The sequence below is a fragment of the Oerskovia merdavium genome (assembly GCF_014836755.1).
Classification (GTDB): Bacteria; Actinomycetota; Actinomycetes; order Actinomycetales; family Cellulomonadaceae; genus Oerskovia; species Oerskovia merdavium.
On record NZ_JACSQF010000013.1, the window covers coordinates 95,923 to 122,890 of the forward strand.

The 26,968-nt window shown below is 73.4% G+C and carries 25 protein-coding genes; 19 read left to right on the top strand and 6 right to left on the bottom strand.

Annotated elements, in window-relative coordinates; all coding sequences use genetic code 11:
* Positions 1 to 96 precede the first annotated feature (96 nt).
* Complete coding sequence (locus tag H9641_RS13350; protein WP_225220449.1) at positions 97 to 402, top strand: DUF4229 domain-containing protein; 306 nt, start codon at positions 97 to 99, stop codon at positions 400 to 402.
* Here the strand turns inward: H9641_RS13350 and H9641_RS13355 are convergent.
* Complete coding sequence (locus H9641_RS13355) at positions 399 to 1,268, bottom strand: 1,4-dihydroxy-2-naphthoate polyprenyltransferase (RefSeq protein WP_191804543.1); 870 nt, start codon at positions 1,266 to 1,268, stop codon at positions 399 to 401. The genes H9641_RS13350 and H9641_RS13355 overlap by 4 nt on opposite strands.
* Positions 1,269 to 1,278: 10 nt before the next feature.
* Positions 1,279 to 2,511 (bottom strand): AMP-binding protein, encoded by a 1,233-nt coding sequence (locus H9641_RS13360; protein ID WP_225220450.1) that lies wholly within the window; start codon positions 2,509 to 2,511, stop codon positions 1,279 to 1,281.
* A gap of 71 nt (positions 2,512 to 2,582) precedes the next feature.
* Here H9641_RS13360 and H9641_RS13365 point away from each other — a divergent pair, with 71 nt between their 5' ends.
* Complete coding sequence (locus H9641_RS13365; RefSeq protein WP_318244572.1) at positions 2,583 to 3,656, top strand: DUF3048 domain-containing protein; 1,074 nt, start codon at positions 2,583 to 2,585, stop codon at positions 3,654 to 3,656.
* Here the strand turns inward: H9641_RS13365 and H9641_RS13370 are convergent.
* Positions 3,649 to 4,320, bottom strand: a complete 672-nt coding sequence (locus H9641_RS13370) for an RBBP9/YdeN family alpha/beta hydrolase (RefSeq protein ID WP_191804547.1) — start codon at positions 4,318 to 4,320, stop codon at positions 3,649 to 3,651. The genes H9641_RS13365 and H9641_RS13370 overlap by 8 nt on opposite strands.
* A gap of 174 nt (positions 4,321 to 4,494) precedes the next feature.
* On the opposite strand from H9641_RS13370, the gene H9641_RS13375 reads away from it, so the two are divergent.
* Positions 4,495 to 4,743 carry a hypothetical protein gene (locus H9641_RS13375; protein ID WP_191804549.1) on the top strand — a complete coding sequence of 83 codons (249 nt, stop codon included), beginning with the start codon at positions 4,495 to 4,497 and terminating at the stop codon, positions 4,741 to 4,743.
* Between the two features lie 74 nt (positions 4,744 to 4,817).
* Here H9641_RS13375 and H9641_RS13380 read toward each other — a convergent pair whose 3' ends face one another.
* Positions 4,818 to 5,783 (bottom strand): 1,4-dihydroxy-2-naphthoyl-CoA synthase, encoded by a 966-nt coding sequence (locus H9641_RS13380; protein WP_191804551.1) that lies wholly within the window; start codon positions 5,781 to 5,783, stop codon positions 4,818 to 4,820.
* Positions 5,784 to 5,977: 194 nt separating this feature from the next.
* On the opposite strand from H9641_RS13380, the gene H9641_RS13385 reads away from it, so the two are divergent.
* From H9641_RS13385 to H9641_RS13400, 4 genes are all read left to right on the top strand, one after another.
* A complete protein-coding gene (locus H9641_RS13385) occupies positions 5,978 to 6,586 on the top strand; it encodes a TetR/AcrR family transcriptional regulator (RefSeq protein WP_191804553.1) in 609 nt (202 codons plus the stop codon).
* Between the two features lie 111 nt (positions 6,587 to 6,697).
* Positions 6,698 to 7,693 (top strand): o-succinylbenzoate synthase, encoded by a 996-nt coding sequence (locus tag H9641_RS13390; RefSeq protein ID WP_191804555.1) that lies wholly within the window; start codon positions 6,698 to 6,700, stop codon positions 7,691 to 7,693.
* On the top strand, positions 7,690 to 9,504 hold the full coding sequence (gene menD, locus H9641_RS13395; protein WP_191804557.1) for a 2-succinyl-5-enolpyruvyl-6-hydroxy-3-cyclohexene-1-carboxylic-acid synthase: 1,815 nt from the start codon (positions 7,690 to 7,692) through the stop codon (positions 9,502 to 9,504). Before H9641_RS13390 ends, menD begins: the two co-directional genes overlap by 4 nt.
* Before the next feature lie 114 nt (positions 9,505 to 9,618).
* Positions 9,619 to 11,244, top strand: a complete 1,626-nt coding sequence (locus tag H9641_RS13400; protein WP_191804559.1) for a S1C family serine protease — start codon at positions 9,619 to 9,621, stop codon at positions 11,242 to 11,244.
* A 236-nt stretch (positions 11,245 to 11,480) separates the two neighbouring features.
* On the opposite strand, the gene H9641_RS13405 is transcribed toward H9641_RS13400, so the two are convergent.
* The gene (locus H9641_RS13405; protein ID WP_191804561.1) at positions 11,481 to 12,014 is read right to left on the bottom strand and encodes a hypothetical protein; all 534 of its coding nucleotides are present in this window, start codon (positions 12,012 to 12,014) and stop codon (positions 11,481 to 11,483) included.
* Between the two features lie 167 nt (positions 12,015 to 12,181).
* The gene (locus H9641_RS13410) at positions 12,182 to 13,594 is read right to left on the bottom strand and encodes an isochorismate synthase (RefSeq protein ID WP_191804563.1); all 1,413 of its coding nucleotides are present in this window, start codon (positions 13,592 to 13,594) and stop codon (positions 12,182 to 12,184) included.
* A 32-nt stretch (positions 13,595 to 13,626) separates the two neighbouring features.
* On the opposite strand from H9641_RS13410, the gene H9641_RS13415 reads away from it, so the two are divergent.
* From H9641_RS13415 to H9641_RS13470, 12 genes are all read left to right on the top strand, one after another.
* Positions 13,627 to 14,322, top strand: a complete 696-nt coding sequence (locus H9641_RS13415) for a demethylmenaquinone methyltransferase (protein WP_191804565.1) — start codon at positions 13,627 to 13,629, stop codon at positions 14,320 to 14,322.
* A 253-nt stretch (positions 14,323 to 14,575) separates the two neighbouring features.
* Complete coding sequence (locus tag H9641_RS13420; RefSeq protein WP_191804566.1) at positions 14,576 to 15,877, top strand: geranylgeranyl reductase family protein; 1,302 nt, start codon at positions 14,576 to 14,578, stop codon at positions 15,875 to 15,877.
* Positions 15,878 to 16,028: 151 nt separating this feature from the next.
* The gene (locus H9641_RS13425; protein WP_056649801.1) at positions 16,029 to 16,391 is read left to right on the top strand and encodes an NADH-quinone oxidoreductase subunit A; all 363 of its coding nucleotides are present in this window, start codon (positions 16,029 to 16,031) and stop codon (positions 16,389 to 16,391) included.
* A gap of 25 nt (positions 16,392 to 16,416) precedes the next feature.
* Positions 16,417 to 16,968 (top strand): NuoB/complex I 20 kDa subunit family protein, encoded by a 552-nt coding sequence (locus tag H9641_RS13430; protein WP_056649804.1) that lies wholly within the window; start codon positions 16,417 to 16,419, stop codon positions 16,966 to 16,968.
* Between the two features lie 71 nt (positions 16,969 to 17,039).
* Positions 17,040 to 17,762: an NADH-quinone oxidoreductase subunit C gene (locus tag H9641_RS13435; RefSeq protein ID WP_377616318.1), complete on the top strand. Its 723-nt coding sequence runs from the start codon at positions 17,040 to 17,042 to the stop codon at positions 17,760 to 17,762.
* On the top strand, positions 17,759 to 19,120 hold the full coding sequence (locus H9641_RS13440) for an NADH-quinone oxidoreductase subunit D (RefSeq protein ID WP_191804570.1): 1,362 nt from the start codon (positions 17,759 to 17,761) through the stop codon (positions 19,118 to 19,120). Before H9641_RS13435 ends, H9641_RS13440 begins: the two co-directional genes overlap by 4 nt.
* Positions 19,117 to 19,956 carry an NADH-quinone oxidoreductase subunit NuoE gene (gene nuoE, locus H9641_RS13445; protein ID WP_191804572.1) on the top strand — a complete coding sequence of 280 codons (840 nt, stop codon included), beginning with the start codon at positions 19,117 to 19,119 and terminating at the stop codon, positions 19,954 to 19,956. The genes H9641_RS13440 and nuoE overlap by 4 nt, the downstream gene beginning before the upstream one ends.
* Positions 19,957 to 19,967: 11 nt before the next feature.
* A complete protein-coding gene (nuoF, locus tag H9641_RS13450) occupies positions 19,968 to 21,302 on the top strand; it encodes an NADH-quinone oxidoreductase subunit NuoF (protein WP_191804642.1) in 1,335 nt (444 codons plus the stop codon).
* Complete coding sequence (locus tag H9641_RS13455) at positions 21,302 to 24,040, top strand: NADH-quinone oxidoreductase subunit G (RefSeq protein ID WP_191804574.1); 2,739 nt, start codon at positions 21,302 to 21,304, stop codon at positions 24,038 to 24,040. The genes nuoF and H9641_RS13455 overlap by 1 nt, the downstream gene beginning before the upstream one ends.
* Positions 24,037 to 25,482, top strand: coding sequence for an NADH-quinone oxidoreductase subunit NuoH (nuoH, locus tag H9641_RS13460; protein WP_191804577.1), 1,446 nt, complete (start codon positions 24,037 to 24,039; stop codon positions 25,480 to 25,482). The genes H9641_RS13455 and nuoH overlap by 4 nt, the downstream gene beginning before the upstream one ends.
* Positions 25,475 to 26,143: an NADH-quinone oxidoreductase subunit NuoI gene (nuoI, locus tag H9641_RS13465; protein ID WP_056649822.1), complete on the top strand. Its 669-nt coding sequence runs from the start codon at positions 25,475 to 25,477 to the stop codon at positions 26,141 to 26,143. The genes nuoH and nuoI overlap by 8 nt, the downstream gene beginning before the upstream one ends.
* Positions 26,140 to 26,967 (top strand): NADH-quinone oxidoreductase subunit J, encoded by an 828-nt coding sequence (locus H9641_RS13470; protein ID WP_056649825.1) that lies wholly within the window; start codon positions 26,140 to 26,142, stop codon positions 26,965 to 26,967. Before nuoI ends, H9641_RS13470 begins: the two co-directional genes overlap by 4 nt.
* Position 26,968 lies beyond the last annotated feature (1 nt).

The following is a 26,968-nucleotide window of genomic DNA, read 5'->3' on the forward strand; positions in this document are numbered from 1 at the left end:
CTGCGACCTTCTGGGGGCGGGGGCCGGGGCGGTGCTCGTACATACCGGGGCGTGTCGCCCCCAGGTCTGCGGGGCGCCTACCCTGGAGGAGTGCCCATGGTCATCTATTCCGTCCTGCGCCTCGCGATCTTCGGGGTGCTCTTCGCCGTGCTCTACGCCCTCGACCTCGGCCACTGGGTCGTGTGCGCCGTCATCGCGGCCGTGCTCGCCCTGCTGGTCTCCTACCTGACGCTGCGAGGCCCGCGCGAGCGCGCGGCGCAGTACCTCGCGGACCGCGCTGCGCACCGCCGGGCGACGGGTGAGCAGTTCTCGCGGGCGGTCGAGGACGACGCCGCGTTCGAGGACGCCGCGGTCGACGCGGCCTCCGCCGACGAGTCGCCCGTGCGCCGCACCGACGGCTAGAGCGCGAGCCCCAGCCCCAGCAGCACGCCGTACCCGAGCTCGAACATGCCCGTCCCGGCGAGGACGGGGACCAGCAGGGGCCCGCGCGCCCCGGCGAGCACCGGGAGCGTCAGCAGCACCGCCGGCAGCAGCAGGAGCAGCACCAGCAGGGACCACGGGGCGGCGAACGCGCACACCACGGCCAGCAGGATCGGCACCCAGATCATCGCGACGTAGGCGCGTCTGGCCCGGAAGTCCCCGAGGCGCACGGCCACGGTCCGCTTGCCTGCGAGCACGTCGGTGGGGATGTCCCGCACGTTGTTGATCATGAGCAGCGCGCACGCGAGCAGGCCCACGGCCACGGCTCCCACGCCCGCGACCCAGGTGATGCGACCCGCCTGCGTGTACGTGGTGCCGAGGACCGCGACGAGCCCGAAGAACACGAAGACCCCGACCTCGCCGAGGCCGCGGTAGCCGTACGGGTTCTTGCCGCCCGTGTAGAACCAGGCCGCGACGATCGCGAGGGCCCCCACGGCCAGGAGCCACCAGTGCCCCGTGAGCGCCACGAGCCCGAGCCCGAGGACCGCGGCGACCCCGAAGCACGCGAAGGCCGCGTTGCGGACCTGCGAGGCGAGCGCGGCCCCCGACGCGGTCAGCCGCATGGGGCCTACGCGGTCGACGTCGGTGCCACGCACGCCGTCCGAGTAGTCGTTGGCGTAGTTCACGCCGACCTGCAGCGCGAGCGCGACCCCGAGCGCGAGCAGCGCGGGCCAGAGCGCGAACGCGTCGATCTGCGCCGCGGCTCCCGAGCCGACGAGGACGGGTGCGGCTGCCGCGGGGAGGGTGCGCAGGCGCGCGCCAGCGACCCATTCGGCAGAGGTGGCCATGGTGCTCCGATCAGTGGGTGGTGCGAGGTGCGGTGCGGGCGGCGAGCGCGGTCACGGCCGCCCGGTCGATCTTGCCTGGTCCTCGTCGCGGCAGGTCGTCCACGACGAGCAGGTACCGCGGTGCGGCGGGCGGTCCCAGCGTAGTCGCGACCGCGTGCCGGGCACGGGACAGCAGCCCGGCGTCGGGCTCGCCCTCGGGGGCGACGACCCTGGTGAGGGCGCCGCCGCGGGTCACGACCGCGACCACGGCCTGCCCCCACTCGGGGTCGGGGACGCCGACGACGCACACCTCGCCGATGCCGTCCTCGCCCGTGAGCGCGTCGGCCAGCACGGCCTCGACCGCGGCCGGGGCGACGTTGACGCCGCCCGTGACCACGACGTCGTCGGCCCGTCCGTGGACCGTCAGCGTGCCGTCCAGGGAGAGCGAGCCCAGGTCGTTGGTGCGCAGCCAGCGCGAGCCGTCCGGGTCGTGCCGCAACACCTCGGCCGTGAGCGCCTCGTCGCCGAGGTATCCCGTCGCGAGGACGGGTCCGCCGATCTCGACGACCCCCGCGTCCCCCGGGGGCAGGACATGTCCGGACGAGCGCTCGATGACCCGCACCCGCACGCCCGCGAGCGGGACGCCGTCGTACACGCAGCCTCCGCACGTCTCCGTCATCCCGTAGGTCGTCACGACCCTGGCCCCTGCCGCGCGCGCCGCGGCCAGCAGCGCGGGCGGGGCCGCGGCCCCGCCGAGCAGGATCGCGTCGAACGAGCGCAGCGCGGCGAGCGCGGCCTCGCCGTCCGCGGTGCCCTGGGCGTGCACGAGGCGGTGGAGCTGCGTCGGGACGAGCGAGACGTAGCGGCGGTCGCCGTCCATGCGCGCGGCGTCCGCGGCGAAGCCCGCGGGCGAGAACGGGGCGTCGAGGTCCGCGGTCACGAGACGGGTCCCGGCGACGACCGAGCGCAGGATCACCTGGAGCCCCGCGACGTGCGACGGCGGCAGCGCGAGCAGCCACTGCGCGTCCCCGCCGAGACGTTCGTGCGTGGCCCGTGCCGAGGCGACGAGCGCGCTCGCGCTCAGGGCGACCTCGCGAGGCAGGCCCGTCGAACCCGAGGTCTGCAGCACCAGGGCGGTGCCCTCGGGCAGCGGCCCGGAGAAGGCGAGCGGAGCCGGGGCGACCGCGGGGCCGCGGCCGGCGAGGGCGTCGGCGACCGCCGCACGCAGTGCGAGGGCGTCGGAGGGACCATCGGCGCGTGACATCCGTCCAGCGTAGATCGGGTCGTAGGGTGACGGGGAACCGTGGACCGCAGCAGGGCGAAGGGCAGGGAGACGTGACGGCAGCGACGCCAGGACACCTCGGACGAGACCTCTGGCGCGTCGGGGGGCTGGTCGCGGTCGCGCTCGTGCTCGCGGCATGCAGCGGGGGGCCGGCGGACGTCCCGACGAGCACGGTCCCGGCGACCGTCGAGTCGGACAAGGCAGGCCCCCCGGACCCCGCGATCCCGCTCGCCTGGCCGCTCACCGGTGTCCCGGTCGACGAGGTCGACGACCGCCCGGCGCTCGCGGTCAAGATCGAGAACCTGCCGCAGGCACGCCCCCAGACGGGTCTCGAGCAGGCCGACATGGTGTGGGAGGAGGTCGTCGAGGGCGGCATCACGCGGTTCGTCGCGGTCTACCACTCGCAGTCGCCGGAGACCGTCGGTCCCGTCCGCTCGGTGCGTCCGATGGACCCCGCCATCGTCGGGCCGACGCACGGTGTGCTCGCCTTCAGCGGTGGGCAGCCCCCGTTCGTCGAGGCGGTCCGCGCGGCCGGCATCCAGACGGTGGTCCACGACGAGGGCGACGACGGCTTCTTCCTCAAGAAGGGCAAGCGCGCCCCGCACAACCTCTACGGGACGCCGGCCGACTTCTGGGCCCAGGCCGACGACGACCGCACGGCGCCGCCGACCCAGCTCCGCCACGTCCGGATCCCGGGCCAGGGCACCGCGACCACGACGGGCGCACCCCTGAGCCTGCTCGACGTGAAGCTGACGTTCGCGAGCCGGGCGCAGTGGATCTGGGACGCCGAGCAGGCGGCCTTCCTCCGCAACGAGGGGACCACGCCGGCCGTGTCGTCCGACGGCACGAGGCTCTCGGCGCAGAACGTCGTGGTGCTGAGCGTCGAGGTCCGCGACACGCAGTTCAAGGACCCGGCGGGGACGCCCGTGCCGGAGACGCTGCTCGTGGGCTCCGGGGACGGGCTCGTGGCCAGCGGTGGGAAGCACGTGGCCGTGACGTGGTCGCAGGAGTCGGTCGACGAGCCGCTCGTCCTCACGGGGCCCGACGGCGAGCCCGTCCTGCTCGAGCAGGGCGTCACGTGGGTCGAGCTCGTCCCGCGCAAGGGCGGGAGCTGGACGGTCAGCTGATCCGGGGCCGGACGGTCGGCGGGTCCGTGAGCGTCCACCCGTCGAGCACCGACTCGAGCACCTCGAGCCGGTCGAAGCCCCCTCGTGCGAGGAAGTGCCCTGCGCCGTCGACCACGGTCAGGTCGGCGTCGAGGACCCGGGCGAGGTCCTCGGTCAGCCGCCGGGGGACCACCGGGTCGTCGTCGGCCGTGACGACGAGGCGACGTGCCGTGCGTGCGGCGATCCCCGCCGGGTCGGTGTCGTGCGCGACGAAGTGGTCGACCTCGGGGATGCCGGGGACCTGCTCCACGAAGCCGGCCACGAGCGCGAGACCGCCGAGCCGCCAGTCGTCGTCACGGGCGGCGAGGTGCTGGAGGATGCTGACGCAGCCGAGGCTGTGACCCACCAGGACGGTCCGCCCGTCGATCGCCCCGACCACCGCGGCGAGCGTCGAGAGCCAGGTGTCGAGGTCCGGGGCCTGCGAGTCCGGCAGGTCCGGGACCAGGACGTCGATCCCGCGCGGCGCGTACCGGTCCTGGAGCGCACCGAACCAGTGGCTGGCGGCGGTGGCGCCCAGGCCGTGCACCACCACGATCCTGGTCGCGGGGGGAGCGGGGGCCGGGCTCGGGGCCGGCTCCTGGACGGTCTGGTGCGCGACGACCGTGGCGTCGGTGCGAGAGGTCATGCCCTGAGCAACGCCGCAGGTCGGAGCAATGTTCCGGAGGGACCGGGAACGGCTGCGCGAGGCACGTCCTCCCCGAGGAGGAGGAGCCGCTCACCCCTGAGGTGGACCGGTGGGCGCGCAGGTCGAGCCGCTGGACCGATGTGCCGCCACCGGCGCCCGCGGGAACGTAGGGGCATGGCAACGATCAACCCCACCCAGAGCCCGTTCGAGCCCACGTCCACGGTCACGCCGTTCCCGCCCTCGATCACCCCCGCCCGGCCCGTCCTGCGCGCCGAGGAGGACGACGACGAGGACGGCGCCCGGCCGGCCGGGTCGATCGGCCCCGTCGTCGCGTCGATCGTGCTGCTGTTCGGCCTGGCCGTCACCGCGGCGTTCGCCGGCCGCGGGATCGTCGGGCTGCTCAGCGGCTTCATCACGGGCTGACGCGGCGCTCGCGGCGCCGCGTCGGCACCGGTACCCGTCGGAACGCCTGCGCCCGTCGGGAACGCCGATGCCCTTCAGAAGTAGTACGGGAAGGCGTCCCACTGCGGGTCGCGGCGCTCGAGGAACGCGTCGCGTCCCTCGACGGCCTCGTCGGTCATGTACGCCAGCCGCGTGGCCTCGCCGGCGAAGACCTGCTGGCCCGCCAGCCCGTCGTCGGCCAGGTTGAACGCGAACTTGAGCATGCGGATCGCCTGGGGCGACTTGGTCGCGATGATCCGCGCGTGCTCGAGCGCGAGCCTCTCGAGGTCGGCGTGGTCCGCGACCTCGTTCACGGCGCCCCACTCGTAGGCGTCCTGGGCCGAGTACTCACGGGCGAGGAAGAAGACCTCGCGGGCTCGCTTCTGCCCCACCTGCCGGGCGAAGAGCGCCGAGCCGTAGCCGGCGTCGAACGAGCCCACGTTGGCGTCGGTCTGCTTGAAGCGCGCGTGCTCGCGGCTCGCGATCGACAGGTCCGCGACCACGTGCAGCGAGTGCCCGCCGCCGGCGGCCCACCCGTTGACCACGGCGATGACGACCTTGGGCATGGTCCGGATGAGGCGCTGGACCTCGAGGATGTGGAGCCGCCCGGCCTTGGCGGGGTCGATCGCGTCGGCCGTCTGGGCGTCCTCGCTCGTCGTGTACCGGTAGCCGTCGCGTCCGCGGATGCGCTGGTCGCCGCCCGAGCAGAACGCCCAGCCGCCGTCCTTGGCCGACGGACCGTTGCCCGTGAGGAGGACCGTCCCGACGTCGGAGGTCATGCGCGCGTGGTCGAGCACCCGGTAGAGCTCGTCGACCGTGTGGGGACGGAACGCGTTGCGGACCTCGGGCCGGTCGAACGCGACGCGGACGACCGGGAGGTCGCGCTCGCGGGGCTCACCATCGACCAGGCCGCGCTCGACGCCACGGTGGTAGGTGATGTCGGTGAGTCCCTCGAACCCGGCGACCGTGCGCCAGGACTGGGGATCGAACGTCTCGGACACCTGTGCGGGGATGCTGCTCACGACGGCCACCCTAGCCGCCCGGGCGCCGTCCACCGTCGGTGTGGCCTACGGTGTGAGGGTGGGATCGGCGAGATCTTGACGGCGACGCTCTCGATCGTGTACTTCGGTGAGGCCACGTCTGTGCTCAAGATCCTGCCGTTGGTCCCCGCCGTGCGCGGGACCGACGGCCTCAACCTGTCCGGAGGAAGTCACTGATGGCTCCAGAGACCGACAAGCACGTCCCCCGCAGGCAGGCCCGCGGCACCCAGCGACGCGACCGCATCGTGACGGCCGCGGCCGAGCTCATCCTCCGCGACGGCCCCGGGGCCGTGACGCACCGTTCGGTCGCCGCCCAGGCCGACGTCCCGCTCGCCGCGACGACCTACTACTTCACGGGGCTCGACGACCTGCTGGGTGCGGCGGGCGAGCAGATCGTCCGCGGCTGGGCCGAGCGCGCCCAGGCGATCGGTCACTCGGTGACCGAGCTGGTCGCGGAGGGCGGCGTCGAGACCCTGAGCACGCGCTCGCGCGCCCTGCTGCTCGTCGACGCGGTCCTGCCCCCGGGGGACCACGGCGAGCTCCTCGGCTTCTACGAGCACGTCGTGAGCGCGGGCCGCAGCCCCGTCCTGGCCGCCGCGTTCGCGCAAGGTCGGGGGGAGCTCGACGTCGTGATCGACGCGCTGCTCGACCAGCTCGGTGCGCGGTTCTCCGCAGTCCTGCTGATCGCCGTGGTCGACGGCGCCGCGGTGACCGCGCTGTGCGAGGGGCGCGCCGTGCGCGACCTCGCGGTGGACTGCGTGACCGAGCTGCTCGGGGGCGCCTGAGCCGTCCGTGGCGCGCGAGCCGCGGGTCGTCGAGCCCCGGCGTCCGGGGCGGGCGGGCGCTCGGACCAGCGCCGGACCGCCCGGCCCGGCGTCCGGAGATAACCTGTGACCGTGCCCCCCACACCTCCCGTCCCGCCGCTCGTCGCCTGGTCCACGCCCCTGCGCACCCGTTTCCGGGGCCTGGACGTCCGGGACGGGCTGCTCGTGCACGGAGAGGCCGGGTGGGCCGAGTTCTCGCCCTTCTGGGAGTACGACGACGCCGAGTCGGCCGCGTGGTTGCGCGCGGCCCGGGAGGCCGCGCACCTCGGGTGGCCCGCACCCGTGCGTTCGAGCGTGCCCGTCAACGTCACGGTCCCGGCGACGGACCCGCAGCGCGCGCACGGCATCGTCCTGGCCTCCGACGGCTGCCGGACCGCCAAGGTCAAGGTCGCCCAGCGCGGGCCCGACGGGCGGGTCGAGCCCGTCGACCAGGAGATCGCGCGCCTCGAGGCCGTCCGGGACGCGCTCGGGCCGGGCGGGCGCATCCGCGTCGACGCCAACGGTGCCTGGTCGCTGGACGAGGCCCTGCACCGGATCCCGCTGCTCGACCGTGCGGCCGGTGGCCTCGAGTACGTCGAGCAGCCCTGCGCGAGCGTCCCCGAGCTCGCGGCCGTTCGGCGCGCGGTGTCCGTCCCGGTCGCGGCCGACGAGTCGATCCGCCGCGCAGAGGACCCGTTCGAGGTCCTGCGCGCCGACGCCGCGGACGTCGTGGTCCTCAAGGTCCAGCCGCTCGGAGGTGTCAGGGCCTGCCTCGACCTCGCCGAGCAGGTCGGGCTCCCCGTCGTGGTGTCCTCGGCCCTCGAGAGCTCGGTGGGCCTCGCGGCGGGCCTGGCGCTCGCGGCCGCCCTGCCGGACCTCCCGTACGCGTGCGGCCTCGCGACGTCCCAGCTCCTGGCTCACGACGTGGTCGACGAGCCGCTCCTGCCCGTGGGCGGTGAGATCACGGTGCGCCGCCCCGAGCCCTCGGCCCGGGCGCTCGCGCGTGCCGTCGCGGACCCGGCCACCGGTGCGCGCTGGACCGCCCGGTACGAGCGCGTCGGCGCCCTCCTCGACGGAGCGGCAGCATGACCGGCGACCAGCCCGTCCTCCCGCCCGCCCTGGTCGCGGCCCGGGAGATCGTGGAGAGCCTGGTCGCCGACGGGGTGACGGACGTCGTGCTGTCGCCCGGGTCGCGCAGCGCGGCGCTCGCATACGCGCTCGACGCGGCCGACGCGGCCGGCCGGCTGACCCTGCACGTGCGGATCGACGAGCGCACCGCGGCCTTCCTCGCGCTCGGCCTCTCGCGCGGGTCCGCCATCACCGAGGGCCGGGACCTGCGTCCGGTGGCCGTGGTCACGACCTCGGGCACGGCGGCCGCCAACCTGCACCCCGCGGTGCTCGAGGCCCACCACACCGGGGTGCCGCTCGTCCTGGTCACCGCCGACCGTCCGCACGAGCTGCGCGGCACGGGCGCCAACCAGACGACGGACCAGGTCGGCCTCTACGGGGGAGCAGTGCGCCACGCCGTCGACGTCCCGGCTCCCGACGGCCGCCCGGGCGAGACCCGCGACCTCCGCGCGGTCCTGGTGCGGGCGCTCGCGGCCGCGCGCGGGACACGGTCCCGGTACCCCGGCCCGGTCCACCTGAACGTCGCGTTCCGTGAGCCCCTCGCCCCCTCGGCGGCGCTCGCGGGCCTGCTGTCCGCAGGGCCGGGCGAGGCATCGGGCGAGACGCGCGCCGACGCACGCCGGACCGTCGTGGAGGCGGTGACCGACGACGTCGGGCCGTACCCGCTCGATCCCGGCCCCGCGACCGTGCTCGTCGCCGGCGACGGGGCGGGGGACGACGCGCGGCGCATCGCCGAGGCACGCGGCTGGCCCCTGCTCGCCGAGGCCTCGTCAGGAGCCGCGGCCGGGACGCACGCGGTCGCTGCGCACCGGATCGTCCTGGGAGCCCTCGGCAGCCGCGTCGAGCGCGTCGTGGTCATGGGCCGCCCGACGCTCTCGCGCCCCGTCCAGCAGCTCCTCGGGCGAGAGGACGTCGAGGTGCTCGTCGTCGCGCCCGGCGCGGCACCCTGGCCCGACGCGGCCCGGTCGGCGAGCGCCGTCCTGCCCGGCGTCCCGGCCGGGTGGTGGACCGAGCCGACGGGGGACCGGGCCTGGCTCGACGCGTGGCGGGGAGCGGGGGAGGCGGCGCGCAAGGTCGTCGCCGCCCACGCCTCGGCACCCGGCCCGACGACGGCGCTCGCCGTGGCGGCGGCCGTCGCCGACGCGAGCGGGCCGGGTGACGTGCTCGTGGTCGGCTCGAGCAACCCCGTGCGCGACCTGGACCTGGTCGCCGACTGGGACGTCGCACCGCTCGTGCTGGCCAACCGCGGCCTCGCGGGCATCGACGGGACGGTCTCGACCGCGACCGGCGTCGCCCACGTCGCTGCGCGCGCCGGGCGCCGCACGCGCGCGCTCGTCGGTGACCTCACCTTCCTGCACGACGCGGGCGGGCTCCTGCGCGGGCCCCTCGAGCCGTCCGTGGACCTCCAGGTCGTGGTCGTCAACGACGACGGCGGCTCGATCTTCGCGACCCTCGAGTACGGCGCGCTCGCCGAGCAGGAACCCTCGACGAGCCCCACGTTCGAGCGGGTCTTCGCGACCCCGCACGGGGCCGACCTCGCGGCGCTGTGCGCGGGCTACGGCGTGCGGCACCGGCTGGTGGCCGACGTCGAGGGGCTGCGCGAGGCGCTCGCGGGACGCCCCCAGGGCGTCGAGGTGCTCGAGGTCCGCGTCGCGCGCGGCTCGCGCCGGACCGACGGCACCCGCCTCGCGGACGAGGTGCGGGAAGCGGTCCTGCGGGCGGTGCCCACGGGGTTCGCACCGAGCGCCCCGGAGCGGCACGGGGTCGCCTGAGAAGGCTCCCAGCCGTCGTCGGGAACTCGCAGCAAACTCACAGGATCGTTCAAGCAGCGTTTCAGCGCCCGGGTGTGAAGTAGTCCTCAGAAAGAACCGAGGAGGGAACACCCCATGACCGAGAACACCCCGCAGTCGAACGTCCCCCAGCCCGAGGCTCCCCGCGACGGCGACACGCAGCGCATCGACGCGCAGGCCACGCAGCAGCTGCCCGTGACGCCCGAGGCGCCCGCCGCCCCGCAGACGCCCACCCCGCAGGCGCAGCCCACGCAGCAGTTCGCCGCGCCGCACCCGGCTCCCGTGCCCGCGCCGCCGGCGCCGCACGCCGCGCCCGCTCAGCAGGCACCGCACGCCGCACCCGCTCAGCACGGGGCCCAGCCCCCGTACGGTGCGCCCACGAGCACCGCGTACTCCGCAGCGGGCATGCCGCCCGCCCCGGTCGCGACCGAGGCAGCGCCCGCCGCTCCGAAGAAGAGCAAGACGTGGATCCCCGTGGTCGGCGCGGCCGCCGCGGCGGCCGTCCTCGCGAGCGCCGGGACCGCCGGCCTGCTCAGCGTGCTCGACGGATCGGGCACCGCGCCCAGCTCGCTGGCCTCGATCGGTGAGAACAAGGAGAACTCCACGGTCCCCGTGGCGAGCTCGACGTCGGAGAACCCGGACTGGCAGGCCGTGACGAGCGCCGTCGCGCCGTCCGTCGTCTCGATCCAGGTCACCACGGCTTCGGGCGGTGGCGAGGGCTCGGGTGTCGTGATCGACACCGACGGCCACGTCCTGACGAACAACCACGTCGTCGAGGGCGCGCAGGACGACACCGTCCAGGTGACCCTGAGCGACGGACGCCTCTACGAGGCCAAGATCGTCGGGCTCGACCCGACGACCGACCTCGCGGTCGTCAAGCTGGTCGACCCGCCGAGCAACCTCACCCCCGCGTCGTTCGGCGACTCCGACGACGTCACGGTCGGCGAGTCCGTCCTGGCCGTCGGGAACCCGCTGGGCCTCGCGAACACCGCCACGACGGGCATCGTCTCCGCGCTCGACCGCCCGGTCGCCGCGTCGGGCTCCGACGGTGGCAGCACCGTGGTCACCAACGCGATCCAGATCGACGCCGCGATCAACCCGGGCAACTCCGGTGGCCCGCTGTTCAACGCGCAGGGCGAGGTCATCGGCATCACCTCGTCGATCGCGACGACGTCGAGCCAGTCCGGCTCGATCGGCCTGGGCTTCGCCATCCCGGTGAACCTCGCGAAGAACATCAGCGCGCAGCTCATCGAGAGCGGCACGGCCGAGCACGCCTTCCTGGGCGTGAGCATGACCGACGCGACGGCCACGGCCGACGGCGTCACGCGCCGCGGCGCCGAGGTCAAGGAGGTCTCGGACGGCTCCCCGGCCGCCGAGGCCGGCATCAAGGCCGGTGACGTGATCGTCGCGATCGACGGTGACGCCGTGAGCGGTGCCGAGTCGCTGACCGGGTTCGTGCGCGAGCGCGCGACCGGCGACGTCGCGAAGCTCACGGTCGTCCGCGACGGCAAGGCGATCGACGTCGACGTGACGCTCGCCGCCAAGCCGACCGAGACGAGCACCGACTCGGGCTCGGGTTCCGAGCAGGGCTCTGGCGGTCAGGACGGTTCGGGTCAGGTCCCGGGCTCGGGTCAGGTCCCGGGCAACAGCCAGGACGGGTCCGACCAGACGAACCCGAACAACGTGCCCAACCCCTTCGACTGGTTCAACGGTCAGGGCTGAGCACACCACAGGCCGGACCCGGCGGTACCGGCTGCACCGGTGGGGACCTCCCCCTGTGCCCACCGACGTGAGCCGGTGCCGCTGCGGTCCTTCACGGTCCCGCCGGGACGCGTCCCCCGTGACCGGCGAGACCGAGCCGAGGCGAGGCCCTGTTCCCCTGCAGGTGCCCCTCGGCACCGACGCCCGGTTCGTGCGGTTCCCCGCACGGACCGGGCGTCGTCGTGCCTGGGGAAGGATCAGTCGCGGACCGGCAGGGCCTCGTCGGCGTCGCTCGCGGGCACGGCCGGGCCGTCCCAGGGCGAGGTGAGCACGGGGTCGGCGTCGAGCAGGTCGAGCGCCTTGGTGGAGCGGACCTCGGTCGTGACGAACCCGAGCTCCTCGGCGGTCTCGCGGGGAAGGACGTCGGCGAGCGTGACGCGCGTCGCGCGCTGCTCCTGGCCCCACGCCTGGACCGCGCCGATCAGCTCGGCCGCGACCAGGCCCTGGTCGGCCTCGGGGACGAGCGCGATCTCGTCGATCTCGACGACCGCGCCGTTCCCGCTGAAGGTCAGGCGCTGGCTCGCGAGCAGGTAGCCGACGACCCCCGTGGCGTCCTGGGCGACCAGCAGGAGGGTGTCGAGCGCGCGCAGCAGGGGGCCCACGACGCGGTCGTACGTCGCCCGGTCCGGCGCGTCGGGCTGCAGGCGGAGCACCAGGAGCCAGAGGTCCTCGCGGTCCGCGGTCGTGGCGCGGCGCACGGTGACGTCGCGCTGCGTGGGATCCAGAGTCATCGTCATCGTCGCATCGGGCACCGGGCGAATTTAACAGGCCGACCTGGGCGTTGTCCGGAGATGTCCGTCGAACGGGCTATACGTCGCGTAACTCACCAAAACCACCAGGAGAGTTGCAGAGATCGGGCTCTGCCAGGGGTGGCGTGCGTGCGGTCGATCGGCTCGTCTCAGTCCTCGAGCGCGTACCGCATGGGCTCGAGCTTGGCCTCGGACTCGGCGAGCTCGGCCCCCGGGTCGGAGGCGGCGACGATCCCGCAGCCGGCGAAGAGGCGCACCCGGTGCGGGTCCTGCGGCGACAGCTCCGCCGAGCGCAGCGCGATGCCCCACTCGCCGTCGCCGTCCGCGCCGAACCACCCGACAGGGGCCGCGTAGCGGGCGCGGTCCATGCCCTCGATCTCGCGGATGAGGTCGCGCGCCGCGAGCGTCGGGGTGCCGCACACGGCGGCCGACGGGTGCAGCGCGGCTGCGAGCGCGAGGCTCGTCGGCGCGGGGGACCCGCCCGTCCCGGCCGCGAGCACGCCCGTGACGTCGGAGGCCAGGTGCAGGACGTTGGGCAGGTGCAGCACGAACGGTGCGTCGGGCACGTTCATCGACGAGCAGAACGGGGCGAGCGCGTCGGCGACCGAGGCCACGGCGTACTCGTGCTCCTCGAGGTCCTTGGACGAGCGGGCGAGGTGCGCGGCACGCAGCAGCGAGTCGTCGTCGGCCTCGGCCCCGCCCGAGCGGCGGATGGTCCCCGCGAGCACGCGCGAGGTCACGAGCCCCTTCTCGCTGCGCACGAGCAGCTCGGGGGTCGCGCCGACCATGCCGTCCACCGAGAAGGTCCAGCACGCGTCGTAGGCGACCGCGAGGCGACGGAGCATCCAGCGGGGGTCCACGGGGTGCTCGGCCGTGGCCAGGACGTCGCGCGCGAGCACGACCTTCTCGAGGTCGCCGCGCCGGATGCGCTCGACGCCCTCGGCGACCACCGCGGTCCAGTCCTCGGCGCTCAGCGAGCCGTCCACGGTCGTGACCACGCCCGGCCCGGCCACGGGCTCGCGGCGAGCAGGGTCGAGGACGGACGCGACGTCGTCGGGCAGGGCGTCGCCCTGGGTGATGCTCGTGACCCAGGCCGTGCCCTCGGGCCCGCCCCGGCGCCCGACGACGACGCGGGGCACCACGATCGTCCCGCCCGGGCGGGCGTCCCCGGCCGTGCCGGACGCGTCGTCGAACGCGAACGAGCCGAACGCGACCAGGCCGGAGCCGGGCAGGTCCACCTCGTCGTGCACGACGGCGGCACCCAGCACCTCCTGCCAGGCCGCCTCGGCGTCGGCGAACCGCCCGGGACCCCACGCCTCGAGGCGCAGCGCCTCGCCCCACCCCACGATCCCGTCGCCGCGTCGCACCCAGGCCAGGGGGCGCGCGTCGGGCAGGAGGTCGAGCAGGGCCGTCAGGTCGCCCGGCAGCCCGTCGGGCAGGCGGGTCGTCCGCACGACCAGGCGGGGGGAGGCCAGGAAGTCGGCGGACCCGGGGCGAGGGGACTCCGTGTCGGGGGCGCCGAGGTCGTCGGCGTCCCTGCGGGGGTGAGCGTGCGCAGTCATCGCCTCCAGCGTAGGCGTGAAACGATGGGCTCATGTCGCGAGCAAGCCTGGACAAGAAGCCCACCGAGGTCGCCTCGATGTTCGACGGGATCGCCTCCCGCTACGACCTCACCAACGACGTCATCTCGCTGGGGCAGGACCGGAGGTGGCGCAAGCAGACGGTCGACGCCGTCGCTGCGCTGCCCGGAGAGCGGGTCCTGGACCTCGCGGCCGGCACCGGCACGTCGAGCGAGCCGTTCGCGGACGAGGGCGTCGAGGTCGTGCCGTGCGACTTCTCGGTCGGGATGCTCCAGGTGGGCAAGCGCCGGCGCCCGGACCTGCCGTTCGTCGCGGGGGACGCCACGGCGCTGCCCTTCGCCGACGCGTCGTTCGACGCCGTGACCATCTCGTTCGGCCTGCGCAACGTCGTGGACACCGACGCCGCGCTGCGCGAGATGCTGCGTGTGACACGCCCGGGCGGCCGGATCGTCATCTGCGAGTTCTCCCGCCCCACGTGGAAGCCCTTCCGCGCGCTCTACACGGGCGTCTTCATGAAGATGCTGCCCGTCATGGCGGGGCTCGTGACCAAGGAGAAGAGCTCGTACGAGTACCTCGTCGAGTCGATCCAGGACTGGCCCGCGCAGGCCGACCTGGCGCACCTCATGATCGACGCCGGGTGGGAGGGTGCCGCCTACCGGAACCTCAGCGGCGGCCTCGTCGCGCTGCACCGGGCCGTGCGCCCCGCCTGAGCGAGGTCTTCGCCCCGGCGGTCGCGCTCGGGTCCGTCGCGGCCCGTGGCCCGTGCCCCGCGGCGCACCGTGCGTGGTGCGCGCGGGCGGGGCGCGGCGCGTCGGGCGCCTGACCTGCCGGTTCGGCCGCGAGGGAAGGGTTGCCTTGCTACACATCCGCCCGCGTCTGTGACTAGAGTGGCGATGTCCATTGTGAGCGACTTCACAAGGGGCTTTCCGAGGTGTGTTCGAGCTTGCCGAGCGAGGTGAGAACGTGCGTAGCAGGAGTGATGACGCGGACGTCATCGTCATCGGCGCGGGCCCGGCAGGGGCCACGGCGGCGCACTACTGTGCCTCCGCGGGCCTCAACGTCCTCCTCCTCGAGAAGGCCTCGTTCCCGCGCGACAAGATCTGCGGCGACGGACTGACGCCGCGGGCGGTGGGCGAGCTCGTCCGCATGGGCGTCCCCACGCGCGCCGAGGACGGCTGGATCCGCAACAAGGGTCTGCGGGTCGTCGCGAGCGGACGCTCGTGGGAGCTGCCCTGGCCCGAGCTCAAGGCCTACCCGTCCTACGGCCTCGCCCGCTCACGCATGAACCTCGACCAGACGCTCGCCGAGCACGCGCAGCGCACGGGCGCCAAGCTGCTCGAGCGCACCAACGTGACCGGCCCGCTCCTCGACGAGCGCACGGGCCGCGTCGTGGGCGTCACGGCACGCCCGCTCGACGAGAACGGGCGCCGCGCCGGGGACGAGCACGAGCTGCGCGCCCCTGTCGTCATCGCCGCGGACGGCGTCTCGTCCCGCTTCGCGCTCGCCCTGGGGCTCGAGAAGCGCGAGGACCGGCCCATGGGCGTCGCGGTGCGGACCTACTTCAAGACCCCGCGCCACGACGACGCCTGGATGGAGTCCCACCTCGAGCTCTGGGACGGGCCGGCCGGGAAGTCGAACCTCCTACCCGGCTACGGGTGGATCTTCGCGCTCGGCGACGGCACCGCGAACGTGGGCCTCGGCTCGGTCAACTCGACCCCGGCACGGCAGTCGGCCGCGAACGTGGACTACAAGGACCTGTTCGCCCGGTGGATGGCCAACGCGCCCGCCGAGTGGGAGTTCACCCCGGAGAACCAGACCGGACCCGTGCGCGGGGCGGCCCTGCCCATGGGCTTCAACCGCAAGCCCCTCTACTCGCGCGGCGTGGTGCTGGTCGGAGACTCGGGCGGCATGGTCAGCCCGTTCAACGGCGAGGGCATCGCCTACGCCATGCAGGCCGCGCGCGTCGCGGCGGACGTCGTGGCGCAGTCGCGTGCCCGGAGCACCGACGCCGCCCGCGAGCGCACGCTCGCGACCTACCCCGAGATCATGCGCCGCGACCTGGGCGGGTACTACACGCTCGGCCGGTACTTCGTGCGCCTCATCGAGCACCCCGAGATCATGCGGCTGTGCACCCGGTACGGGCTGCCGCGGCCGCTCGTCATGCGCTTCGTCCTCAAGCTGTTGTCCGACTGTTACGAACCACGTGGTGGCGACGTCGTCGACCGGGTCATCGCGGGACTGACGAGGGTGGTGCCATCGGCATGAGAAACCTTGGTGAGGCGGCAAAGAGGCCGTCACCGCTGTTCACGCAGTCACCACCCCTACCCCCGTCAGACCCGGGTGCCCGCAGCTTCGCGCGGACGCCCGGCGGCAGCACTCCCGACATGCCCCAGCGCGCCCCCCGGAGAGCAGACCGATGACCAACCCCTACGTGCCCGTGCTCGTCCTGATGGGCATCGGAGCCGTGCTCGCCCTCGGCGGAGTCGCCGCGAGCGCCGTGATCGGCCCCAAGAGATACAACCGCGCCAAGCTCGACGCGTACGAGTGCGGCATCGAGCCCACCCCGCACGCGATCGGCGGAGGGCGCTTCCCGATCAAGTACTACCTCGTCGCGATGACCTTCATCATCTTCGACATCGAGGTGGTCTTCCTCTACCCGTGGGCGGTGGACTTCACGGTCCTGGCCACCTTCGGGCTCGTCGCCATGCTGAGCTTCCTCGCCCTGATCACCGTGCCGTTCGTCTACGAATGGCGCCGTGGCGGGTTCGAGTGGGACTAGCCGGAACCAGATAGGGAGAACGCAGATGGGGATCGAAGAGGCTCCCTCGGGCTTCTTGCTCACGAGCGTGGAGAACCTCGCGGGGTACTTCCGCAAGGCGTCGCTGTGGCCGGTGACGTTCGGCCTGGCGTGCTGCGCCATCGAGATGATGGCGGCCGGCGCGTCGCGCTTCGACCTGTCCCGCTTCGGCATGGAGGTCTTCCGGGCCTCGCCGCGGCAGGCCGACCTGATGATCGTCGCGGGTCGCGTGAGCCAGAAGATGGCGCCCGTGGTGCGCCAGGTCTACGACCAGATGTCCGAGCCCAAGTGGGTGCTGTCGATGGGCGTGTGCGCGTCGAGCGGCGGGATGTTCAACAACTACGCGATCGTCCAGGGGGTCGACCACATCGTGCCGGTCGACATCTACCTGCCGGGCTGCCCGCCGCGCCCCGAGATGCTCATCAACGCGATCCTCGCGCTGCACGAGCAGATCCAGGCCGAGCCGCTGGGCGTGAACCGGCGGGAGGCGGCCAAGGCCGCCGAGGCCGCGGCGCTCGAGGCGACCCCGACGTTCCAGATGAAGGGGCTGCTGCGGTGACGAGCACCAACGACGGGACGACGGGCCGCCCGGCGGACGCCGTCCAGCGGGACGAGGTCGCCCAGGGCGACGTGCCCGGCGAGGAGCTCGTGGCGGGACCGGGCCCGGGTGGGCGCGAGCCGCTCGAGGTCGTCGAGGTCCGCACGGGCATGTTCGGGGCCCACGGCTCGGGAGACACCTCGGGCTACGGGGGGCTGGTGCGCCCCGTGGTGCTGCCCGGGCCGAGCGCGCGCCCGTACGGCGGGTGGTTCGACGAGGCCGTGGACGTCCTGGCGGAGGTGCTCGCCGAGGCGGGCGTGCGCTTCGAGGACGCCGTCGAGCAGGTCGTCGTCGACCCGCCGGGGCCGCACGCCGAGCTCACGCTGCACGTCCGGCCCCCGCACGTCGTCACGGTCGCCCGCGCGCTGCGCGACGAGCAGGACCTGCGGTTCGAGCTGAGCATGGGCGTGAGCGGGGTGCACTACCCCCACGACGTGGGCCGCGAGCTGCACGCCGTCTACCACCTGACGTCGATCACGCACGGCCGGAGCCTGCGCCTCGAGGTCGCGGTCCCGGACGCGCACCCGCACATCCCCTCGACCACGTCGGTGTACCCGTCCAACGACTGGCACGAGCGCGAGACGTGGGACTTCTTCGGGATCGTCTTCGACGACCACCCGGCCCTGGCCCGCATCGAGATGCCGGACGACTGGCCGGGTCACCCGCAGCGCAAGGACTACCCGCTCGGCGGCATCCCGGTCGAGTACAAGGGCGCCACGGTGCCCCCGCCGGACCAGAGGAGGTCGTACTCGTGAGCCCCACCACCCCGCACGCGACACCCCACGCCACGAAGGCGCCGTACGGCGACTTCGACGCGTCGATCCCCAGCTACGAGGCGTCGGGCGGCGACTGGGCCGACATCGCGGCCGAGGCGACCCAGCTGGGCGAGGAACGCATCGTCGTCAACATGGGCCCCCAGCACCCCTCGACCCACGGTGTGCTGCGGCTCATGCTCGAGATCGACGGCGAGACCGTCACGGAGGCCCGCTGCGGCGTGGGCTACCTCCACACGGGCATCGAGAAGAACATGGAGTTCCGGACGTGGACCCAGGGGGTCACGTTCTGCACCCGCATGGACTACCTCGCGCCCCTGTTCCAGGAGACGGCCTACTGCCTCGCGGTCGAGAAGCTCCTCGGCATCACGGACGACGTCCCCGAGCGCGCGAGCATCATCCGCGTCCTCATGATGGAGCTCAACCGGATCGCGTCCCACCTGGTGTGCCTCGGCACGGGCGGCAACGAGATGGGCGCGACCACGGTCATGACCATCTCGTTCACGGCCCGCGAGGAGATCCTGCGGATCTTCGAGGCCGTCACGGGGCTGCGCATGAACCACGCGTACGTGCGCCCGGGGGGCGTGGTGCAGGACGTCCCGCCGGACGTCGTGGCCCAGATCCGCAAGGCCGACCCGCTGATCCGCGGCTACCTCGGCCAGCTCGGCGACCTCATGCTCGCCAACCCGATCTTCAAGTCCCGCCTGGTCGGAGTGGGGCACCTCAACCTCTCGGGCTGCATGGCGCTCGCGATCACGGGGCCCGTGCTGCGCTCGACCGGGCTCCCCTACGACGTGCGCAAGGCCGCTCCCTACTGCGGCTACGAGACGTACGACTTCGACGTGCCCACCTCGGACGACGCCGACTGCTACTCGCGCGTCGTGCTGCGGCTCGAGGAGTGCTACCAGTCGCTGCGGATCGTCGAGCAGTGCCTCGAGCGGCTCGAGGCCACGGCGGGCCAGCCCGTCATGGTCGGCGACAAGAAGATCGCGTGGCCCGCCCAGCTCGCGATCGGCAGCGACGGCATGGGCAACTCGCTCGACCACATCAGGGAGATCATGGGCACCTCGATGGAGGCCCTGATCCACCACTTCAAGCTCGTCACGGAGGGCTTCCGGGTCCCCGTGGGCCAGGTCTTCCAGTCGGTCGAGCACCCGCGAGGCGAGCTCGGCGTGCACCTGGTGTCCGACGGCGGCACGCGCCCCTACCGGGCGCACTTCCGTGATCCTTCGTTCAACAACCTGCAGGCGGTCGCCGTGATGTGCGAGGGCGGCCAGGTCGCCGACGTCGTCGTCGCGGTCGCCTCGCTCGACCCGGTGCTGGGAGGGGTGGACCGATGACGCTCGAGGCTCACAGGTCCGGATACGACGAGGCGACGTACGCGCGCCTCGCGCAGGACACCGCGGCGATCGTCGCCCGGTACCCGCAGAAGCGCTCGGCGCTGCTGCCCATGCTGCACCTGGTGCAGTCGGAGGACGGGTACGTCTCGCGCGACGGCATCGCGTTCTGCGCCGAGCAGCTCGGCATCACGGCGGCCGAGGTGTCGGCCGTCGCGACCTTCTACACGCAGTACAAGCGCCACCCCAACGGCACCTACACCGTGGGGGTGTGCACCAACACGCTGTGCGCGGTCATGGGGGGCGACGAGATCTTCGACGAGCTCTCCGAGCACCTGGGGGTCGGGCACGACGAGACGACCGAGGACGGGGCCATCACGCTCGAGCGTGTCGAGTGCAACGCGGCGTGCGACTACGCGCCCGTCGTGATGGTCAACTGGGAGTTCTTCGACAACCAGACCCCGGCGGGCGCCACGCAGCTCGCGGACCGCCTGCGGGCCGGCGAGCAGGTCGCCCCCACGCGCGGCGCCGCCTCGGTGTGCAGCTTCAAGCAGATGAGCCGCGTGCTCGCCGGGTTCTCCGACGGGCGCGCCGACGAGGGTGTCGGGGCAGGGGAGCCCACGCTCGCCGGGCTGCGGCTCGCGCGCGAGCACGACTGGACCGCGCCGGGCGGAGCGGCTCCGGACCAGGTCGACGGGTCGGCCACGGACACGGGCGAGGCGGCCGCTCAGGGTGCCTCCGCCGTCGGGCACGAGCAGTCCTCGGCCGAGCGCAAGCCCACCACGCCCGCCGACGCCACGGGCGCCACGCCCGACGCCTCGAAGGGGAAGCAGCCGTGAGCGAGCAGACGATCGACCCCCTGACCCCGGTCCTCAGCGAGACCTGGGACGCCCGGCGCTCCTGGACGCTCGACGCCTACGTCGCGCAGGGGGGCTGGAAGGGCCTCGCGAAGGCCCTCGCACAGCCGCCCGCGGACGTCGTGCAGGTCGTCAAGGACTCGGGCCTGCGCGGCCGCGGCGGCGCCGGGTTCCCCACGGGCATGAAGTGGGGCTTCCTGCCCGCGCCCGACGGCGGGCCCCGCTACCTCGTCGTCAACGCCGACGAGTCCGAGCCCGGCACGTGCAAGGACATCCCGCTCATGCTCGCGAGCCCGCAGCTCCTGATCGAGGGCGTGGCCATCACGTCCTACGCGATCGGCTGCGACCACGCGTTCATCTACGTGCGCGGCGAGGTGCTGCACGTGTACCGCCGCCTGCTGCGCGCGGTCGAGGAGGCGTACGCGGCGGGGTACCTGGGCAAGAACATCCAGGGCTCGGGCTTCGACCTCGACGTCACGGTCCACGCGGGCGCCGGCGCCTACATCTGCGGCGAGGAGACCGCGCTGCTCGACTCGCTCGAGGGGCTGCGCGGCCAGCCGCGTCTCAAGCCTCCGTTCCCCGCGGTCGCGGGCCTGTACGCACGGCCCACCGTGGTCAACAACGTCGAGTCGATCGCGAGCGTCCCGGCGATCGTCAACGAGGGTTCGGACTGGTTCAGGTCCATGGGGACCGAGCGGTCGTCGGGCCACGGGCTGTTCTCGCTGTCGGGGCACGTCGTGCGCCCGGGCCAGTACGAGGCGCCGCTCGGCATCACGCTGCGCGAGCTGCTCGACATGGCCGGCGGGATCCGTGGCGGCAACCGGCTGAAGTTCTGGACGCCCGGCGGGTCCTCGACGCCCCTGTTCACCGACGCCCACCTCGACACTCCGCTCGACTACGAGTCGGTCGCCGCTGCGGGCTCGATGCTCGGCACGCGTGCCCTGCAGATCTTCGACGAGACCACGTGCGTGGTGCGGGCCGTGAGCCGGTGGATGGACTTCTACGCCCACGAGTCGTGCGGCAAGTGCACGCCGTGCCGCGAGGGGACGTACTGGCTCAAGCAGATCCTGCGCCGCATCGAGCACGGCGAGGGCACCGAGAGCGACCTCGACGTCCTGCTCGACACGTGCGACAACATCCTCGGCCGCGCGTTCTGCGCGCTCGGCGACGGCGCGACGTCGCCCGTCACGAGCAGCATCGCGCTGTTCCGCGAGGAGTTCGAGGCGCACATCACCGGCCGCGGCTGCCCGTTCGACCCCTCGGCCGCCGCACTGTTCGACTACACGCCCCGGCGTGCCCCGCAGGCCCTGACGGCAGGAGCGCACTGATGACGACCACGACGTCCGCCGGCACGTCGCCCGCCGCGGCGGCAGGGGGCGCACAGCCCCCCGCGCGCCGCGACGAGGTGACGTTCACGATCGACGGCATCGAGATGGCCGTGCCCAAGGGCACGCTGGTGATCCGGGCCGCCGAGCAGGTCGGCATCCAGATCCCGCGGTTCTGCGACCACCCGCTGCTCGCCCCCGCCGGTGCGTGCCGCCAGTGCCTCGTCGAGGTCGCGACGCCCGACCGCGAGGGCAACGTCCGCCCCATGCCCAAGCCGCAGGCCTCCTGCACGCTCGAGGCCACGCCCGGCATGGTCGTCAAGACCCAGCACACGTCGGCCGTCGCGGACAAGGCGCAGCACGGGGTCATGGAGCTCCTGCTCATCAACCACCCGCTCGACTGCCCGGTCTGCGACAAGGGCGGCGAGTGCCCCCTGCAGAACCAGGCCATGAGCAACGGGCGCGCGACGAGCCGGTTCGTCGACGTCAAGCGCACGTTCCCCAAGCCCATCGCGATCTCGACCGAGATCCTGCTCGACCGCGAGCGCTGCGTGCTGTGCCAGCGCTGCACCCGGTTCTCCGCGGAGATCGCGGGCGACGCGTTCATCGACCTGCAGAAGCGTGGGGCGCAGCAGCAGATCGGCCGGTTCGACGCGGGCGTCCTGGGCTTCGCCGACGGCGAGTCCGAGCCCGCAGCGCCCGCAGGCTCGCTGCCGTACGGCGCGCAGGCCGGGTTCGAGGCCCCCGTGGGGGCCGCGCTCGAGGACGAGTCGGGACGCCCGTTCGCCTCGTACTTCAGCGGCAACACCGTGCAGATCTGCCCCGTCGGAGCCCTGACGGGTGCCGCCTACCGGTTCCGGTCGAGGCCGTTCGACCTCGTCTCGACCCCGAGCGTGGGCGAGCACGACGCGTGCGGGTCCGCGATCCGGATCGACCACCGCCGCGGTGTGGTGCTGCGTCGCCTGTCGGGCGAGGACCCCCAGGTCAACGAGGAGTGGATCACCGACAAGGACCGCTTCGCGTTCGCGTGGCAGGACGCACCGGACCGCCTGACGCACCCGCTCGTGCGCGACCGCGAGGTCGACGCCGAGGGTCGGGTCACGCGCGGCGAGCTGCGCCCCGCGAGCTGGGCCGAGGCCCTCGAGGTCGCGGCGACGGGCCTCGCGCAGGCCCGTGCCGCGGGCGGCGTCGGGGTGCTCCCCGGAGGCCGCCTCACGGTCGAGGACGCGTACGCGTACGGCAAGTTCGCCCGCGTCGTCCTCGGGACCAACGACGTGGACCACCGCGCCCGCGCGCACTCGACCGAGGAGGCGGACTTCCTCGCCCACGCGGTCGCCGGCACCGGGTTGGGCGTGACGTTCGACGAGCTCGAGCACGCGCCCGCGGTGCTCCTCGTGGCCCTCGAGGCCGAGGAGGAGGCCGGCGTGACGTTCCTGCGCCTGCGCAAGGGGGTCCAGAAGCGCGGCCTGCGGGTCTTCTCGCTCGCACCGTTCGCGAGCCGGGGCGTGCAGCGCCTCGACGGCACGCTCCTGCGGGCGGCCCCGGGCACCGAGGCCGAGTGGCTCGACGTGCTCGCCACGGGCACCCAGACGCTGTTCGGGCACGACGGGGCCGTGGGCCCCGACGCCCCCGAGTCGGTCGAGGAACCGGCCGAGGTCTCGGCACTGCGCGACGCGCTCGCCGAGCCCGGGGCCGTGGTTCTGGTCGGCGAACGGCTCGCCGGGGTCCCCGGCGGGTACTCGGCGCTCGTGCGCCTCGTCGCGAGCACGGGAGCACGCCTCGCGTGGATCCCGCGCCGGGCGGGGGAGCGCGGGGCGGTCGAGGCCGGCACGCTGCCGGCCCTCCTCCCCGGCGGACGCCCGGTGACCGACGCCGCAGCCCGGGTCGACGTGGCCGTCGCCTGGGGCGTCGAGCACCTCCCGGGGACGCCGGGCCGGAGCACGGGAGAGATCCTCGACGCGCTGTCCGTGGGTCAGCTCGGCGGCGTGCTCGTGGGCGGCCTGCACTCCGACGACCTGCCCGACCCCGCGCACAGTCTCCGGGCGCTCGAGGCCGCAGGGTTCGTCGTCTCGCTCGAGGTACGCGCCTCGGACGTCACGGCGCTCGCGGACGTGGTGCTGCCCGTCGCGCCGCCGGTCGAGAAGGCCGGCGCGTTCGTGAGCTGGGAGGGCCGCGTGCGGACCTTCGAGGCCGCGCTCGCCACGACCGCGATGCCCGACCACCGCGTGCTCGACGCGCTCGCCGACGCGGCGGGCTTCGTGCTCGGGGCCCGCACGACGGACGAGGTCCGGGCGGAGATCGACCAGCTCGGCACCTGGGACGGGACCCGCCCGCCGGCCCCCGAGGTCGCAGCGGCCGAACCACCCGCGGTCGCCCCGGGCACCGCGGTGCTCGCGGGATGGCGCCTGCTGCTGGACAGCGGCCGCGGCCAGGACGGCGAGCGGTTCCTCGCCGGCACGGCCAAGCGGCCCGTGGCCCGGCTGTCGGCGACGACCGCGGCGGCCGCGGACCTGTTCGAGGGGGACGCGGTCCGGGTGTCGACCGACCGCGGCTCGATCGAGCTGCCCGTGGTGATCACCGACATGGTCGAGCACGTCGTCTGGCTCCCGCTCGGTTCCGAGGGCTCGCGGGTCCATCGTGAGCTCGGCGTGGCTCAGGGAGCGCTCGTACGGATCGAGCCCGCTCCCGGAGCCTCGCGGCCCGGCCAGAGCGTCCAGCCCACCGACGGGGGAGCATCATGAGCGGCCTGCTGAACCTCGCCCTGGGCACTGCCTCGGTCACCGAGACCCCGGGCGTGCCCGGGATCACGGCCGACTTCTCCCAGGACAACGGCTGGACCTACCTGGTCAAGGCCGTGCTGATCATCGTCTTCCTGCTCACGAGCGTGCTCATCGCGATCTGGTTCGAGCGCAAGGTCGTGGCCCGGATGCAGGTCCGTCCCGGACCCAACGTGCACGGGCCGTTCGGTCTGCTCCAGTCGCTCGCGGACGCCATGAAGCTGCTCCTCAAGGAGGACCTCACGGTCTCGGCGGCGGACAAGTTCGTCTACATCCTCGCGCCCATGATCGCGGTGTTCTGCTCGCTCCTGACGTTCGCGGTCATCCCGTTCGGGCCGAACGTCACGATCCCGTTCACCGACTACTCGACGCCCGCACAGCTCACCGACTTCCCCGTCGCGGTGCTCTACATCCTGGCGTGCGCCTCGGTGGGCGTGTACGGGATCGTGCTCGGCGGCTGGTCGTCGGGCTCGACCTACCCGCTGCTCGGCGCGGTCCGCTCGACGGCCCAGGTCATCAGCTACGAGCTCGCGATGGGCCTGGCTCTCGTGAGCGTCTTCATCATGGCGGGCTCCATGTCGACCTCGCAGATCGTCGACTCGCAGACCCAGGTCTGGTGGGCGCTCATCCTCATCCCGAGCTTCGTGATCTACATCATCGCGATGATCGGCGAGACCAACCGCCTGCCGTTCGACCTCCCCGAGGCCGAGGGCGAGCTGGTCTCGGGCTACATGACCGAGTACTCGTCCATGAAGTTCGCGTGGTTCTTCCTCGCCGAGTACATCAACATGATCAACGTCTCGGCGGTCGCGACCACGCTCTTCCTGGGGGGCTGGCGTGCGCCGTGGCCCCTGTCGGCGATCAACGACGGCATGTTCAACGAGGGCTGGTGGCCCATCCTCTGGTTCCTCGTCAAGGTCTGGGCCTTCATGTTCGTGTTCGTGTGGGTCCGCGGCACGCTCCTGCGCCTGCGCTACGACCAGTTCATGAAGTTCGGGTGGAAGGTCCTCATCCCGGCCGCGCTCGCCTGGATCGTCGTGCTCTCGGTCGTCCAGGGCATGATCCGCTTCGGTGACGTCGACAACCGCGCGATCCTCGTGGCGGCCGTCGTCCTGGGGGTGGTCGCGATCGCCGCGATCTTCCTGTGGCCGCAGAAGAAGCAGCCCGACGCCGACGCGGGCGGGCGAGCGGCGCCGTCGGGCACCTCGCCCTACCGCAAGGGCGCCACCGCGGCCCCCGAGCCCTTCGACGCCTTCGCGGGCGGCTTCCCCGTCCCGCCGCTGCCAGGACAGACCCTGCCCAGCGCACCGCGCAGGGCGCGGCGCCTGGTCCCCGAGGGCAGCCCGCCCGCGGGAGACGGTCCCGCAGCACCCGACGCCCAGGACGAGGAGGTCCCCCGTGGCTGACTACGAGTCGTTGATCCCGCAGAGGAAGGGGCTCGGCGGGCTGCTCGCGCCCGTCGCCGGGTTCGGGGTGACGTTCTCCTCGATGTTCAAGCCGACCGTGACCGAGCAGTACCCGTTCGAGAAGGTGCCGACCAAGCCCCGCTACCACGGGCGTCACCAGCTCAACCGGTACGAGGACGGGCTCGAGAAGTGCATCGGGTGCGAGCTGTGCGCCTGGGCGTGCCCCGCGGACGCGATCTACGTCGAGGGCGCGGACAACTCGGCGCTCCCCGACGGTGCGCACCGCTCGCCCGGCGAGCGCTACGGCAGCGTCTACCAGATCAACTACCTGCGCTGCATCTTCTGCGGGCTGTGCATCGAGGCGTGCCCCACCCGGGCGCTCACCATGACCAACGAGTACGAGCTCACCGGACCTACCCGTGAAGGGCTGATCTGGGAGAAGGAAGACCTCCTCGCGCCGCTGCGCGAGGGCATGCTGGCCGCGCCGCACCCCATGGTGCCCGGCACGACCGACACCGACTACTACCGGGGAGAGGTGACCGGGCCCGTGCCCGAGCAGATCGACTGGGTGCGCGAGCACCGGCCCGACGACCCGACCCTGCCGCCCGTCGTGGACCCCGCCGCCGCGCGGCGCCCCGAGGTCCGCAAGGTGGTCCGGTGACCGTCAGCGGGGGAGAGGTCGTCCTGTTCTGGGTCCTCGCCCCCCTCATGGTCCTGGCCGCGCTCGGCCTGCTGTTCGCCCGCAAGGCCGTGCACGCCGCGATCTGCGTCGTGTTCGTCATGATCAGCCTCGCGATCCTCTACATCGCGCAGGAGGCCGCCTTCCTGGGCGTCGTGCAGATCGTGGTCTACACGGGCGCCGTGATGATGCTCTTCCTGTTCGTGCTCATGCTCGTGGGCGTCGACGCCTCGGACTCGCTCGTCGAGACCATCCGCGGTCAGCGCTTCATCGGGATCCTGCTGGGCCTGGGGCTCGGCTCGGTCCTGGTCGGGGTGATCGCGCAGGCGACGTTCCCGCCGTCGGTCGGGCTCACGGCCGCGAACGCCGAGACCAACCCCGTGGCGCTCGCCCGCATCCTCTTCGCGGACTACGTGTTCGCCCTCGAGGTCGTCGGGATCCTGCTCGTGACCGCGGCCATCGCCGCCCTGGTCCTGACCCACCGCCGCCGGCTCGTGCCGCGCGTCGGGCAGCGGCAGGTCTCGGACGCCAAGGTCGCGGCCCTCGCCGAGGGCGGGCTCCTCACGCCGCTGCCCGCCCCGGGCGTCTACGCGCAGAACAACGCCATGGACACCCCGGCGCTCGACCCGCAGGGTCGCCCCATCGAGCACTCGGTCTCGCGGATCCTGCGCATCCGCGGCCAGGAGAGGTCGGCCGACCGCATCCTCGCGGCCGAGCGCGACGTGCTGGTCGAGCACGAGCCGGAGCTCACGGGCCGCAGGTTCCCCGAGCTGGCCGCGGGCACCGACGAGGACGAGGAACGCTGAC

What these genes read in the sequence shown, in the direction of transcription:
- H9641_RS13350 (WP_225220449.1), top strand. Translation starts at nt 97, where the DNA reads ATGGTCATCTATTCCGTCCTGCGCCTCGCGATCTTCGGGGTGCTCTTC.
- H9641_RS13355 (WP_191804543.1), bottom strand. Translation starts at nt 1,268, where the DNA reads ATGGCCACCTCTGCCGAATGGGTCGCTGGCGCGCGCCTGCGCACCCTC.
- H9641_RS13360 (WP_225220450.1), bottom strand. Translation starts at nt 2,511, where the DNA reads ATGTCACGCGCCGATGGTCCCTCCGACGCCCTCGCACTGCGTGCGGCG.
- H9641_RS13370 (WP_191804547.1), bottom strand. Translation starts at nt 4,320, where the DNA reads ATGACCTCTCGCACCGACGCCACGGTCGTCGCGCACCAGACCGTCCAG.
- H9641_RS13375 (WP_191804549.1), top strand. Translation starts at nt 4,495, where the DNA reads ATGGCAACGATCAACCCCACCCAGAGCCCGTTCGAGCCCACGTCCACG.
- H9641_RS13385 (WP_191804553.1), top strand. Translation starts at nt 5,978, where the DNA reads ATGGCTCCAGAGACCGACAAGCACGTCCCCCGCAGGCAGGCCCGCGGC.
- menD (WP_191804557.1), top strand. Translation starts at nt 7,690, where the DNA reads ATGACCGGCGACCAGCCCGTCCTCCCGCCCGCCCTGGTCGCGGCCCGG.
- H9641_RS13400 (WP_191804559.1), top strand. Translation starts at nt 9,619, where the DNA reads ATGACCGAGAACACCCCGCAGTCGAACGTCCCCCAGCCCGAGGCTCCC.
- H9641_RS13405 (WP_191804561.1), bottom strand. Translation starts at nt 12,014, where the DNA reads ATGACTCTGGATCCCACGCAGCGCGACGTCACCGTGCGCCGCGCCACG.
- H9641_RS13410 (WP_191804563.1), bottom strand. Translation starts at nt 13,594, where the DNA reads ATGACTGCGCACGCTCACCCCCGCAGGGACGCCGACGACCTCGGCGCC.
- H9641_RS13415 (WP_191804565.1), top strand. Translation starts at nt 13,627, where the DNA reads ATGTCGCGAGCAAGCCTGGACAAGAAGCCCACCGAGGTCGCCTCGATG.
- H9641_RS13425 (WP_056649801.1), top strand. Translation starts at nt 16,029, where the DNA reads ATGACCAACCCCTACGTGCCCGTGCTCGTCCTGATGGGCATCGGAGCC.
- H9641_RS13430 (WP_056649804.1), top strand. Translation starts at nt 16,417, where the DNA reads ATGGGGATCGAAGAGGCTCCCTCGGGCTTCTTGCTCACGAGCGTGGAG.
- nuoE (WP_191804572.1), top strand. Translation starts at nt 19,117, where the DNA reads ATGACGCTCGAGGCTCACAGGTCCGGATACGACGAGGCGACGTACGCG.
- H9641_RS13455 (WP_191804574.1), top strand. Translation starts at nt 21,302, where the DNA reads ATGACGACCACGACGTCCGCCGGCACGTCGCCCGCCGCGGCGGCAGGG.
- nuoH (WP_191804577.1), top strand. Translation starts at nt 24,037, where the DNA reads ATGAGCGGCCTGCTGAACCTCGCCCTGGGCACTGCCTCGGTCACCGAG.